Origin of the sequence: Corynebacterium qintianiae, assembly GCF_011038645.2 — a bacterium.
GTDB lineage: Bacteria > Actinomycetota > Actinomycetes > Mycobacteriales > Mycobacteriaceae > Corynebacterium > Corynebacterium qintianiae.
The window spans coordinates 1,821,714-1,834,577 of the sequence record NZ_CP064955.1; the positions used below are offsets into that span (position 1 = coordinate 1,821,714).

10 protein-coding genes are annotated in these 12,864 nt (G+C 63.6%); 2 read left to right on the plus strand and 8 right to left on the minus strand.

The genetic code is table 11. The annotated features are described in order from the left end of the window. Window position 1: 1 nt before the first annotated feature. Both purF and G7Y29_RS08930 read right to left on the minus strand, forming a co-directional pair. Window positions 2-1,501: an amidophosphoribosyltransferase gene (gene purF, locus G7Y29_RS08925; RefSeq protein ID WP_165002238.1), complete on the minus strand. Its 1,500-nt coding sequence runs from the start codon at window positions 1,499-1,501 to the stop codon at window positions 2-4. An 18-nt stretch (window positions 1,502-1,519) separates the two neighbouring features. Continuing rightward, window positions 1,520-1,912 carry a sterol carrier family protein gene (locus G7Y29_RS08930; protein ID WP_249399740.1) on the minus strand — a complete coding sequence of 131 codons (393 nt, stop codon included), beginning with the start codon at window positions 1,910-1,912 and terminating at the stop codon, window positions 1,520-1,522. A 25-nt stretch (window positions 1,913-1,937) separates the two neighbouring features. Here G7Y29_RS08930 and G7Y29_RS08935 point away from each other — a divergent pair, with 25 nt between their 5' ends. Beyond that, on the plus strand, window positions 1,938-2,942 hold the full coding sequence (locus G7Y29_RS08935) for an acyl-CoA thioesterase (RefSeq protein WP_165002240.1): 1,005 nt from the start codon (window positions 1,938-1,940) through the stop codon (window positions 2,940-2,942). A 41-nt stretch (window positions 2,943-2,983) separates the two neighbouring features. Here G7Y29_RS08935 and purL read toward each other — a convergent pair whose 3' ends face one another. Genes purL through purS form a run of 3 tightly spaced genes read right to left on the minus strand, consistent with a single transcriptional unit; the run spans window position 2,984 to window position 6,165 of the window. Beyond that, entirely contained in the window at window positions 2,984-5,263 is a 2,280-nt protein-coding gene (gene purL, locus G7Y29_RS08940; RefSeq protein WP_165002241.1) for a phosphoribosylformylglycinamidine synthase subunit PurL, read from the minus strand. Between the two features lie 3 nt (window positions 5,264-5,266). Beyond that, window positions 5,267-5,938 carry a phosphoribosylformylglycinamidine synthase subunit PurQ gene (purQ, locus tag G7Y29_RS08945; protein WP_165002242.1) on the minus strand — a complete coding sequence of 224 codons (672 nt, stop codon included), beginning with the start codon at window positions 5,936-5,938 and terminating at the stop codon, window positions 5,267-5,269. Next, on the minus strand, window positions 5,935-6,165 hold the full coding sequence (gene purS, locus G7Y29_RS08950; RefSeq protein ID WP_165002243.1) for a phosphoribosylformylglycinamidine synthase subunit PurS: 231 nt from the start codon (window positions 6,163-6,165) through the stop codon (window positions 5,935-5,937). The genes purQ and purS overlap by 4 nt, the downstream gene beginning before the upstream one ends. A 222-nt stretch (window positions 6,166-6,387) precedes the next feature. On the opposite strand from purS, the gene G7Y29_RS08955 reads away from it, so the two are divergent. After that, the gene (locus G7Y29_RS08955) at window positions 6,388-9,039 is read left to right on the plus strand and encodes an ExeM/NucH family extracellular endonuclease (RefSeq protein ID WP_165002244.1); all 2,652 of its coding nucleotides are present in this window, start codon (window positions 6,388-6,390) and stop codon (window positions 9,037-9,039) included. 38 nt (window positions 9,040-9,077) lie between these two features. Here the strand turns inward: G7Y29_RS08955 and G7Y29_RS08960 are convergent, their stop codons facing one another. Genes G7Y29_RS08960 through G7Y29_RS08970 form a run of 3 tightly spaced genes read right to left on the minus strand, consistent with a single transcriptional unit; the run spans window position 9,078 to window position 12,858 of the window. Further along, window positions 9,078-9,758, minus strand: coding sequence for a DUF2334 domain-containing protein (locus tag G7Y29_RS08960; protein ID WP_165002245.1), 681 nt, complete (start codon window positions 9,756-9,758; stop codon window positions 9,078-9,080). Between the two features lie 27 nt (window positions 9,759-9,785). Then, window positions 9,786-11,921, minus strand: a complete 2,136-nt coding sequence (locus tag G7Y29_RS08965; protein WP_165002466.1) for a S9 family peptidase — start codon at window positions 11,919-11,921, stop codon at window positions 9,786-9,788. Between the two features lie 31 nt (window positions 11,922-11,952). Further along, window positions 11,953-12,858 carry a phosphoribosylaminoimidazolesuccinocarboxamide synthase gene (locus tag G7Y29_RS08970; RefSeq protein WP_165002246.1) on the minus strand — a complete coding sequence of 302 codons (906 nt, stop codon included), beginning with the start codon at window positions 12,856-12,858 and terminating at the stop codon, window positions 11,953-11,955. Window positions 12,859-12,864 lie beyond the last annotated feature (6 nt).

Below are 12,864 nucleotides of genomic sequence, written 5' to 3' on the forward strand. Positions count from 1 at the left end.
ACTAGTGGTCACCTTTCTGCATGCGGCGGACGAGCTCGGCGTTGGGGTTGCCCTCCGGCAGGCCCAGCGGATAGTGGCCGGTGAAACACGCGGCGCAGAGGCTTTCCGCAGGCTGCCTCGTGGACGCGATCATGTCCTCAGTGGACACAAACGCCAGGGAATCCGCCCCGATCATAGTGCGGATGGATTCGCGCGTGGCCGCGTCGTTGACACCGCCGCCGTTATTCGCAATCAACTCGCCGGGGCTGGCGAAGTCGATACCGTAGAAGCACGGCCACTTCACCGGCGGCGACGCGATACGGACATGCACCTCCGCCGCACCGGCCTCCCGCAGCATTTTGATCAGCTTGCGCTGCGTGTTGCCGCGCACGATTGAGTCGTCCACGACAATGAGCCGCTTGCCCTCGATAATCTCGCGCACCGGATTGAGCTTCAGGCGCAGACCCAGCTGACGCAGGGTGTCCGAGGGCTGGATGAATGTGCGGCCGACGTAGGCGTTCTTCATCAGGCCCTGTTTGAACGGGATACCCGATTCCTCGGCATAACCGATTGCGGCGGGAGTGCCGGACTCCGGCACCGGCATGACCAGGTCACCCTCCACCGGTTCGACGTGCGAAAGGCGTTTGCCGATCTCGATGCGCGTCGCGTGCACCGAACGCCCCTCGATCACGGAGTCAGGACGGGCGACGTAGACGTACTCGAACACGCAGTGTGCTCGTGGGGTGTCCGCAAAACGCTCGGTGTGGACCCCGGTCTCGTCGATGGTGATAAGTTCACCCGGCTCGATGTCCCGGACGTAGGTGGCACCGACAATGTCGAGCGCGCACGTCTCGGATGCGACCACCCAGCCGCGCTCGAGGCGGCCCAGCGACAGCGGGCGCACGCCGTGCGGGTCGCGGGCGGCGTAGAGCGTGTGCCCGTCGGTGAACATGAAGCAGAACGCGCCCTTGATGGTGGGAAGCAGCTTGCGGGCGGCGTCGAGAAGCGAGGAGTTGTCGCGGATGGCATCAGTGAGCAGCGCCGACACAACCGCCGTGTCGGACGATGAGCCTTGACCTTCCACCCCCTGCGGCGGGATGAGCTTGCGCTCGATCGCCTGAGCCTGGAGCTCCTGATAATTGGTCAGGTTGCCGTTGTGGGCAAGGGCCACATCCGTCCCGTTCGGCGAGGTGCGGAACATCGGTTGGACGTTTTCCCAGCTGTTGCCGCCTGCCGTGGAGTAACGGGTGTGCCCGATGGCGACGTCACCCTGCAGGGCATCAAGAACCGATTCATCGAAGATTTGGGAGACAAGGCCCGTATCCTTGAACACCACGATGTTCTCGTTGTCACCCACCGCGATGCCCGCACCTTCCTGGCCACGGTGCTGAAGCGCGAAGAGGCCGAAGTAGGTGAGCTTGGACACGTCCTCCCCCGGAGCCCACACTCCGAATACGCCACACTCATCGCGGGGAACGTCCTCGTTGTTACCGCGAATATCCTGTGTACTCAAGGTTTGCACGTGCCCCACCTTATCGGATTACCCCTCATCTATGGCAATCACGGGAAGGCCACGGGCGACCTCGCTCGCACGGGAACCGGAAGCGTCGATACGCCCCGCCGAAAGGGCGTCCCGGAAAGACTCGATACCCGTGGCGACCCGCAGCCACGTCTCTGGGCTCATTTCAACGACGTTCGGTGGGGTGCCGCGAGTGTGGCGGGGCCCGTCGATGCACTGCACCGCGACGAACGGCGGCACGCGCAGCTCAACCGCGTGGCCTGGTAGTTCTTCAGCGAGGGTGCGGGCGGTGGTGCGGCAAGCGTCGGCAAGCTCCTTGCGCGGCGGTGCGTCTTCGGTCTCCCCGCGGAGCCAAGCGGCAACCGCCTCCACCGTCTCCCGCGTCGCCACCGGGTCGCTCTTACGCGCACTCATGACCGACATACTAATGTGTTCACTCATGGCATCCCCCGTTGAACAGACGAAATCCCCCCTGGTGACCTTGCGCTTTATGGCGGCGCCCAACGACGTCCTCATGGCCGGCGCGCAGGGCGTGTCCGGCGGCCGCGTCCTCGAATGGATTGACAAGGCCGCCTACGCGTGCGCGGTCCAGTGGTCCGGCACCTATTGCGTGACCGCCTACGTCGGCCACATCCACTTCACGCGCCCCATTCCTTCCGGACACCTGGTGGAGGTGCGCTCCCGCGTCGCAATGACCGGCCGGACCTCGATGCACATCGTCAACGAAGTACTCTCCGCGGACCCGCGTGAGGGCGTATTCACCCGCGCCTGCGACTGCCTTGTCATCTTCGTGGCAAAGGACCCAGAGACGGGTCAGACGACTCCCGTTCCCGCCTTCCGGCCCTCGACCGAGGAAGAGGAGCGCGTGCGCCACGCGGCGATGTCGCGCATCGAGCTGCGCCAAGCCATCGAAGCCGAGATGAGCACGCAAACGTATACGGATGATTCCACCGCACCGCGGGTGATCCACCGGTTCCTGGCCAAACCCACCGATATCAACTGGGGCGGCAAAGTTCACGGTGGCAGCGCCATGGAGTGGATCGATGAAGCCGGTGTCGCTTGCACCATGGAGTGGTCGGGCGAGCGTACCGTGGCGGTCTACGCGGGCGGGATTCGCTTCCGCAAACCGATCTCCATCGGCGACTTGGTCGAAGTGGACGCGCGCCTCACGCGTACCGACGCCCGCTCCATGCACCTGGTCATCCAAGTGCGTTCCGGCAACCCCCGCGGCGGGCGCGAAGCGTTGACCCCGGCGATTCACGCCACCTTCACTTATGTGGGCATCGACCTCGACGGACAACCCCTCGCCGCACGCCAGTTTGTCCCGTCGACCGACGAAGACAAGAGGTTGTGGGAGCACACCCAGACATTGAAGGACCTGCGGCAGGAGTACACGCCGATCCCGCTGGTGCGCCCGGCCGACGCCCGCCAACTACACTCTTAGGCTCACGGCGGGCGCCGAACCCACCGGCAACAGCCCGGGACTTAGGCTGGCGAGTTCGGTGCCATCGCGTGGTCGAACAGCTGCGGCAGGGTCGCATGCCACGCCTCGGCCAGCTCGGCAACGGTGACAGTTTCTCCCGCAACGGTTATGTCGCCGGTGCTATTCGTGGTTCCCAGCACGGTGACCGGAACACCTGCCTCCGTGGCACGCTGAACGGCGGTGTCCGCGCGGTCCTGGGAAACGGCGACGAGCACGCGGGAGGCGGACTCGGAGAACATGGCGGTGAATGCGTCCTCGTGCACTCCGGTCAGATCCACCTGCGCGCCCTTGCCGGAACCGAGCAGAGTCTCGAACAGCGCTTGGGCCAGGCCGCCCTCGGAAAGGTCGTGCGCCGCGGAGACGGATCCGTTGCCGACGAAGAATTCAGCCAAGCGCTCCTCGTTGCCGAGGTCGACCTGCGGCGGTAGGCCGGCGAGGCCCTGGCCGGAAATCTCCTGCCAGATGGAGCCGCCGAACTCGTCGCGCGTCTCGCCGAGCAACAGGAGCGTGAACTCCTCGTCGTTGCGGGCAGGCAACGCATGGCCGATGGCCTTCTCCACATCCTCGATCACGCCGAGGACGCCCACGACAGGGGTCGGGAGGATCGGAACATCACCGGTCTGGTTGTAGAAGGAGACGTTGCCTCCGGAGACAGGAATGCCCAGTTCAACCGCGCCATCCGCCAGGCCGTGGACGGCTTCACGGAACTGCCACATCACGTCCGGGTTCTCCGGCGAGCCGAAGTTCAGGCAGTTGGTGATGGCGACGGGGCGAGCACCGGTGACGGCGACATTGCGGTACGCCTCGGCGAGGGCAAGGCGCGCGCCCATGTTCGGGTCGAGATAGGTGTAGCGGCCCGATGCGTCGGCGGAGACGGCGACACCGCGGTTGTTCTCCTCGTTGATGCGCAAGACACCCGAGTTGGCGTATTTCGCCTGCACGGTGTTGCCGCGCACGTAGCGGTCATACTGCTGGGTGATGAAGTCGCGCGAGCACAATGCCGGGGAGGCGACCATTCGCAGCCACGTCTCACGCAGGTTCGCATGCTTACCGACGCCCACTTGCTGCTGCACCTCATCCTGCCATGCGGGGCGCGCCCACGGACGCTCATAGACGGGGGCTTCGTCGGCAATGGTCGACGGTGGGGCATCGAGAACGACCTCACCGTTGTGGGTGATCACGAGACGGTCACCTTCACCGGTGACCTCACCGATAACGGCGGCGTTGACGTCCCACTTGGCGCAGATCGCCATGAACCGCTCGACGTTTTCCGGCGCAACGACGGCGCACATGCGCTCCTGGGACTCCGAGGCAAGGATCTCGGCCGCGGACATATTCTCGGCCCGCAGAGGTACGGCGTCGAGATTCACACGCATTCCGCCGTCACCGGATGCAGCCAGCTCTGACGTGGCGCAGGCCAGGCCTGCGCCGCCGAGATCCTGAATGCCAACAACCACACCGGAGTGGTAAAGCTCCAGGCAGCACTCGATGAGCACCTTCTCGGCGAACGGGTCACCGACTTGGACGGCCGGGAGCTTACGTTCCGCTCCCTCCTCGAAAGTCTCGGAGGCGAGGACGGAAACTCCGCCAATGCCGTCGAGGCCGGTGCGGGATCCGAACAGGATTACCTTGTTTCCCTTGCCTGAAGCGAAGGCAAGCTTGAGGTCCTCAACCTTCAGGGTGCCGACACAGAGGGCGTTCACCAACGGGTTACCGGCGTATGTCTCGTCGAAGACCGTCTCACCGCCGATGTTCGGGAGACCGAGGCAGTTGCCGTAGCCGCCGATTCCGGCCACAACTCCGGGGAGCACGCGCTTCGTGTCGTCCGCGTCAGCGGGGCCGAAGCGGAGTTGGTCCATCACAGCGATCGGGCGCGCACCCATGGCCATAATGTCTCGGACGATGCCGCCGACACCCGTGGCCGCACCCTGGTAGGGCTCAATGTACGACGGGTGGTTGTGAGACTCCACGCGGAAGGTCACGGCATCGCCACCGCCGATGTCCACGACACCGGCGTTCTCGCCGATCCCGGCAAGCAGCTTGGAGCCCATCTCCTCGGTCATCGTCTGTCCGAAGTAGCGAAGATGGACCTTCGACGATTTGTATGAGCAGTGCTCCGACCACATGACGGAATAGACGGTCAGCTCGGCGTCCGTCGGGCGGCGGCCGAGGATACCGACGATGCGCTGGTACTCGTCATCCTTGAGACCAAGCTCGCGGTAGGGCTGCTCCTGGTCGGGGGTGGACTTTGCGTTGTCGACGGTGTCGTTGTGCACGGTCATCCTTTACGCTCCGATCGAAGAAATGGCGGATAGGAACAGGCCCAGGCCGTCGGCAGAGGGGCCGGTGAGTAATTCAACCGCGTGCTCCGGGTGAGGCATAAGGCCGACGACGCGCCCGGTTTCGTTGGTTACACCAGCGATGCCGTTGACGGAGCCGTTGAAGTTGTCGGTGTAGCGGAATACAACGCGGCCTTCTTTCTCCAGCTGCTCGATCGTCTCCGGCGCGGCCTGGAAGCGACCCTCACCGTGCTTTGCGGGGACGAGGATCTTCTCCCCCGCCTCGAAGTTCGAGGTCCACGCCGTGGAATTGTTCTCCACCACAAGGTGGGTGTCGACGCAGTGGAAAAGCAGACCCTGATTGCGGGTGAGCGCACCCGGCAACAGACCTGCCTCGGTGAGAATCTGGAACCCGTTACAGATGCCGAGGACGGGCATTCCCTTCTTCGCAGCCTCCACAACCGCTCCCATCATGGGTGCCTGTGCGGCAATCGCGCCGGAACGCAGGTAGTCGCCGTAGGAGAAGCCGCCCGGGACAATGACAGCGTCCACACCGTTCAAGTCGTTGTCCGCGTGCCAGAGCTCCTTCGGCTCCGCTCCGGCGACTCTCACTGCTCGGAGGGCATCAACGTCATCGAGCGTTCCCGGAAAGGTGATCACTCCGATGGTTGCCGTCATCGAACAACCTCGAAGTCCTCAATCACGGTGTTCGCCAGCAGGGTCTCGGCCACGCGCTCGAGTTCGGCGTCGGTGACGGAGTCATCGACCTCGATTTCGAAGCGCTTGCCCTGACGGACGTCCTCCACACCGCTCACCCCGATTCGACCGAGCGCGCGCAGGACTGCCTGGCCCTGCGGATCAAGAATTTCTGCCTTCGGCATGACATTTACGACGACACGTGCCATGGGGGTCCTTCGCTATAGGTAGGTCATACGACGCGCCCAGTATATCGGACGTTCAGACACGCCCTAATTGACATTTTTTGGGGCCATGTAAGGCGAAAATTGCACCCGAGTAAACGCTGTGGAAATTCTGGCTGCCGACTCAGCAAGATTCCAGAAACGGGGTTAGCTTAAGACCGGACCCCGGTCGCAACCCTTATACCCATTTTGAAGCAAGGAATTTCCATGTCTCTCTCCCGCCGCTCTCTTAGCGGTGCGATGGCCATCGCCATCGCCTCAGGCGCTGTCTCCTTTGTCGCCCCATCTGCCTTCGCAGCCCCGGACGGTTCCGCCGTGGTCATCAACGAGGTCTACGGCGGCGGCGGCAACTCCGGCTCTGTGTATTTCAACGACTTCGTCGAGCTGTACAACCCGACCGGCGCGCCCATCGACGTATCCGGGTGGAAAATCGAGCAGCGCTCCGCCGCCAACAATGTCGGCAATACGGTGATGCTCTCTGGTTCAATCCCGGCCGGCGGTTACTTCCTCGTACAGGGTGACGCTGGCGCCACAAACTCCGGCGCTCTCCCCACGCCAGATCAAACCGCGAAGTTCGGATTCAGCGCAACCAACGCCGTCGCCGCGCTTTTCGACGCCACCGGGACGCAGGTCGACCTCGTCGGCTGGGGATCCGCTAACACATCCGAGGGCGCCCCCGCCAAGACGACGGCAAATTCTACGTCCATCCAGCGCACTGCGGTCGGCGTCGACACCGACAACAATGCAGCCGACTTCTCCGTCGCCGCTCCGACACCGATGAACTCGGGTTCTGCGGGCACCCCCACCGACCCGGCTGACCCGGTTGATCCGGTTGATCCGGCTTCCATCACCCCGATCGCCCAGATCCAGGGCACGGGGGCAACCTCCCCGCTGGCCGGCCAGACAGTCACAACGGAGGGTGTCGTTACTGCCGCGTACCCGGAGGGCGGCAAGAACGGCTTTTACCTGCAGACCGCCGGCACCGGCACCGCGCCGAAGAACGCGGGTGACGCTTCGGACGGAATCTTCGTCTACATGGGCTCCCGCACGGACTACCCCGCCGTAGGCGCCTCTGTCCAGGTCAGCGGTGCGGTCAGCGAGTTCTACGACGTCACCCAGATCACCGCGTCTTCAATCACCGCTCTCGAGTCCACGCTCGCAACCCCCGTCGCGGTCAAGATTGACAACCTCCCCGCCGGTAACGAGGCTCGCGAGCCCTACGAGGGCATGCTCCTGCGCCCCACCGGCGACTACACCGTGACCAACAACTACTCGCTGAATTCTTTCGGCGAGGTCGGGCTCGCCCCGGGTGCTGTCGCGCACCGCACCCCCACCGATGTCGTTCTGCCCGGTGCGCCGGCCCAGGCTCTCCAGGCCGAGCAGGACGCAGAGGTGGTTTACCTCGACGACGGCCGCACCCGCAACTACCTCAACAACGACAAAAACACCCCGCTGCCGTACCTCATCACCTCAGATCAGGGGATCAAGTCCTTGCGCACCGGTGACCAGGTCGACTTCCAAACAGACGTCGTGGTTGACTTCTCGCATAATTTTTGGCGTTTCCAACCCCTGGAGCCGATCACGGGCAAAAACGAGGCCGCCGATCTCCCGATCACCTGGCAGGATTCCCGGGAGGCGACCCTCGCGGTTCCGAATTCCGTGCAGGGTGAATTCTTCATCGCGTCCTTTAACGTTCTGAATTACTTCACCACCCTCGGTGAGGACGTCGCCGGCTGCGGCTCCTACGAGGACATCTACGGAAACCCCGTCTCCACCCGGAACTGCGACGTGCGCGGCGCGTACTCGCAGCAGGCGTTCCAGGACCAACAGGCGAAGATTGTTAACGCGATCAACCGTCTCGACGTGAGTGTGCTCGGCCTCGAAGAGATCGAGAACACCTACACCGTCACCGGCGACGTCGCGCGCCGCGACGAGGCGCTGAGCAAGCTTGTCGACGCCCTCAACGCCGCCGGTGGAAACTGGGCCTACGTGAAGTCGCCCACCGAGCTAGGTACCGACGAGGATTTCATTCGCGTCGCGTTCATTTACAACAGGGACGAAGTCGAACCCGTCGGCGAGTCCAGGATTTTTGACGACCCAGCCTTCACCGGCACCGCGCGACAGCCGCTTGCACAGGAATTCAAGCCCGCCGGTGACAACGGGGAGAACAGCTTCGTGGCTATTGTTAACCACTTCAAGTCCAAGGGTTCCGTCGCTAACGGCGATACGGACACCGGTGACGGCCAGGGCAACAACGCGGACGTCCGAACCGCCCAGTCCACCGCGCTGGTCGACCACCTTGAGGCGCAAACAGACTGGGCTGAGAAGCCTGTGTTCATCCTCGGCGACCTGAACTCCTACTCCAAGGAAGACGCCGTCCGCTACCTCGAGCAGCAGGGCTTCACCAACATCGAATCCCGACGCGACTTCGACGGCGCGTCCTACCAGTTCAGTGGACAGCTCGGCTCCCTCGACCACGTCATGGGCAACGAAGCGGCGGTGGCCCTTGTGCAGGACGCGGCCGTTTGGAACATCAACGCAGACGAGTCCGTAGCCTTCGAGTACTCCCGCCGCAACTACAACGTGCAGGACTTCTTCCAGGCGGACAACCCGTTCCGCTCCTCCGACCACGACCCGATCAAGGTCGGCTTCAACCTAAACACCGAGCCGGACCCAGCACCCGATCTTGATCTGCCAACGGACAGCAGCAGGCCCAGCCACTCGAGTTCCTCTGGTCTACTGGGAGGCATCATCAGTGCACTTGTAGGTGCAACAGGCGTCATCGCGCTTATCGTTGCTGCGGTGAATTTCCTCTACCCGGACGGTGCCTCCGCTATCCTCGCCCGTATGGGCATGTAGAACCCCAGGGACTCTGCCGTTGCAGTCCTTGCACGGCTCTAGGCCAAGAAGGCGCGGTAGTCGGAAGGCTCCGCGCCTTCTTCCATGGCCGCTGACGCAGCGTTCAGGAAGTCGCGGCGGACCTTCTTGTCCCCGAGCTCACGTCCCGAGACCGAGAGACGGATGATGTTTCCCTTCGCCGCGCCACGTTGGGCTGCTCGAATGATGTTGCGGCGCCACCATTTAGCTGCACCGAAGCCCTCCCCAACGGAGAGATTGCGGCATTGGTAGAACATCCCGGTGTCGGTCTGGTAGAGCCCGTTCGTGGAGGCGACGAGGAGGAAACCGAAGTCCGGCAGCACCTCGAGCGTGCCCTCGGAGAGCCGCCAGCGTGGCGGCGCGAAAATGGAAAAGGAGAACCCGAGGGACTCCATCTGGCGGGTCGCTCCCTTGAGGCGGAGGCGCGCTTCGTGGGCGCCGAGCGTCGCGAACTCCGCCCGGCGGCCCTGAACCGGCTGGTCGAAACCGTTGAGGATCAGCGCCCGATTTGCTTCCTGCTGGGACAGCAGCCAGTTGCGGGTCTTTTTGTCCTTGGCCAGGTGCCACTTCTTGTCGATGTGCGGAGCCACCAGCAGGGAGACGGGAATCTCGGCGGCATCAAGGCCGGTGACGAGGCGCTCGACGTTGTCGAGGGTGCCGTCGAAAATCGACGACACGGAGACGAGGACGTGGCCGGGCATAGGGGCAATTATCGCATAACCGCCAAGCTAGCGCTCTACGGCTCCTGCCGTGTCCAGCACCCAGGCGTACTCGAACGCCGTCTGCTTCCAGCGTGCGTAGCGGCCGGACACCCCGCCGTGGCCAGCGGACATTTCCGTTTTCAAAAGGAACGTTCCACCGGTGGCGGTCTGGCGAAGTTTGGCAATCCACTTCGCAGGTTCCACGTACAGCACTCTGGTGTCATTGAGGCTGGTCACGGCCAGGATATTCGGGTATTGCTTCGCCTCGAGGTTCTCGTACGGAGAGTAGCTGGCGATGTAGTCGTAGGCCTCAGGGTCGTGGAATGGGTCGCCCCACTCCTCCCATTCGGTCACCGTCAACGGTAGTTCGGGCATGAGTATCGAGGTGAGCTGGTCCACGAACGGCACGATCGCCAGGATCCCCGCGAACTTCTCCGGCGCCAAGTTCGCAACCGCGCCCATCAGCAGGCCTCCGGCCGAGCCACCCTCCGCAACGAGCTGGTCATAGGTTGTGAGGCCACGTTCGACCAAGGCGTCGGCGCACGCGATGAAGTCGGTGAAGGTGTTGCGCTTGGACATCATCTTTCCGTTGTCGTACCACAACCGCCCCATCTCGCCGCCGCCGCGCACGTGCGCGCACGCCCACACCATGCCGCGGTCCAGCAAACTTAACCGGGCGACGGAAAAGTACGGGTCGGTCGAGTGCTCGTAAGAACCGTAACCGTAAAGCAACGCCGGGTTGGGCTGAGCAGGCTTATCGACGCCCCTCTCAATGCGCCGGACGACCGACACCGGCACCTGCGTCCCGTCGACCGCAGTCGCCCAGATCCGCTCTGCCACATAGTCGTGCGGGTTGTAACCGCCCTCGACCTGCTGCTCCTTGAGCAGCGTAAACGTGCGCTCCGCGACGTTGTAATCCAGCACCTGGGCAGGCTGGGTGAACGAGGTGTAGCTGATGCGCACGACCGGGGCGTCCCACTCCGGGTTGCCGGAAAGGCCGACGGAGTACAACTCCTCGTCGAACTCGAGCTCCCTGAAGGGGCCGAACTCATCGGATCGGAGGTCGGCGACGGCAAGTCTTCCGATTCCCCCGGATCGGTAACTCAGGAACATAAAATCGCGGTAAGCATCCGTGCCCTCGACCCGGCGCGTGTCGTCGGGGGCGACGAGCTCATCCAGCTCGCGGAGGGGTTTGACGTTGTCGACCGGGCACGTTCCGACGGCGTAGTTCGGGCCCGTTGCGTTGTGGGTGACTACCCAGTGTTCGGAGCCACCCACAAGCGCGTAATCGACGTCGTATTCCACGCCATCTTCACGCTCCCACAGAAGCCGGAACCTACCCTCGGGGTCTTCGAGCTCGAGCACACGGAACTCGCTGGTGGTCTTGGAACCCGTGACAATGTAGAGGAAGCGCTCCGCGCGGTCCGCACCGATGCCCACGTTGAAGCGCTCGTCCGTCTCCTCGTAGACAAGGACGTCCTCAGCCTCCTCGGTGCCGAGCTTGTGGCGCCAGACCTGGTGCGGGCGCCACGCGTCGTCGACACGCAGATAGAAGATGTGTTCTTCCCCTGCCCACACCGCACCATAGAAGACGTTGGTCAAGTGATCGTCGAGAAGCGAGCCCGACACGAGGTCTTTGACTCGCAGCTCGAATCGCTCATCACCTGCAGTGTCGAAGGAGTAGGCGAGGAGACGGCCCGAGGTGGTCACGCTGGACGCGCCAAGGGAAAAGAACTCGTGGTCTGCGGCGAGCTCGTTGACGTCGAGGAGCACCTGTTCACCGGGCAGTGGGGTGCCATCTTCGGGCACCTCGGGCGGTGTCCACGGTTGGCCGGGGTCAGCGGCGACACGGCAGGAGATGCCGTAGTCCTTGCCCTCCACCGTCCGGCCGTAATACCACCAGCCACCCTGGCGTGTGGGAACGGACATGTCCGTTTCTTTCACGCGGCCCTTGATCTCCCGGTAAACAGAGTCCGTTAACGGCTGCAGGTGTTGTGTCTGCGCCTCGGTGTAGGCGTTCTCCGCTTCCAGGTAATCGAGGGTTTCGCGGCTCTCCTTGTTGCGGAGCCACTCGAAATTGTCCACCACGTCGCGGCCGTGGAACGAGCGAGTCACCGGATGCTGGGGAGCCTTGGGGGCTTGGGGGGCTTGCGGGGCAGTCATGCTCATGACCGCCGAGTGTACTTATGGCCGGTTACGCGTTGGCTCCCGGCCAGTTGCAGAACTTCTCTCCGCTCAAGCGCTCGTAGGCCTCGATGTAACGGTCGCGGGTCGCCTCCACCACCGAGCCCGGCAGCTCCGGCGGCTCCACGTCACCCGCCGGATCCCAGCCCGATTTGGGGCCGGTGAGCCAGTTGCGCACGTACTGCTTGTCAAAGCTCGGCTGCACCTTGCCCGCCTCGTACGAGTCCGCGGGCCAGTAGCGGGACGAATCCGGGGTGAGGACTTCGTCGGCAAGCACGAGCGTGCCGTCGGAGTCCAGACCGAACTCGAGCTTCGTGTCCGCGAGTATGATGCCGCGGGACTCCGCGTAGGTGGCGGCAGCGGTGTAGATCGCCAGCGTCGCCTCCTTTAGCTCCGTCGCCAGTCTGTCCCCCAGCTTGGAGGCGACATACGCGAATGTGACGTTCTCATCGTGGTCGCCCTGCTCCGCCTTTGTCGCTGGAGTGAAGATCGGCTCTGGCAGCTTCGAGGCCTCGACCAGACCTTCCGGCAACGCCACTCCGCACACGCGGCCGGTCGCGTCGTACTCCTTCTTGCCTGAGCCCGTCAGATAACCCCGGGCCACGCACTCGAACGGAATCATGTCCAGCTTTTTCACCACGTGCGCGCGACCCAGCACCTCTTCCGGGACCCGCTCGTCCTCGACTGGGCCCGCCAGATGGTTGGGAAAGTTGAGCTCGCGCTGCAGAAGGTCGAAGAAGAAAGTACTGGTTGCAGTGAGGATTCTGCCCTTGTCCGGGATTTCCGGATCGAGGGGGAAGTCGAATGCCGAAATTCGGTCCGTTGCCATCATCAGCAACGTGTCGCGATCAACCTCGTAAATCTCGCGGACTTTGCCGCCAGAGAGGTGAGTGTAATCGGATAACTCAGGGCGCATGGTGAG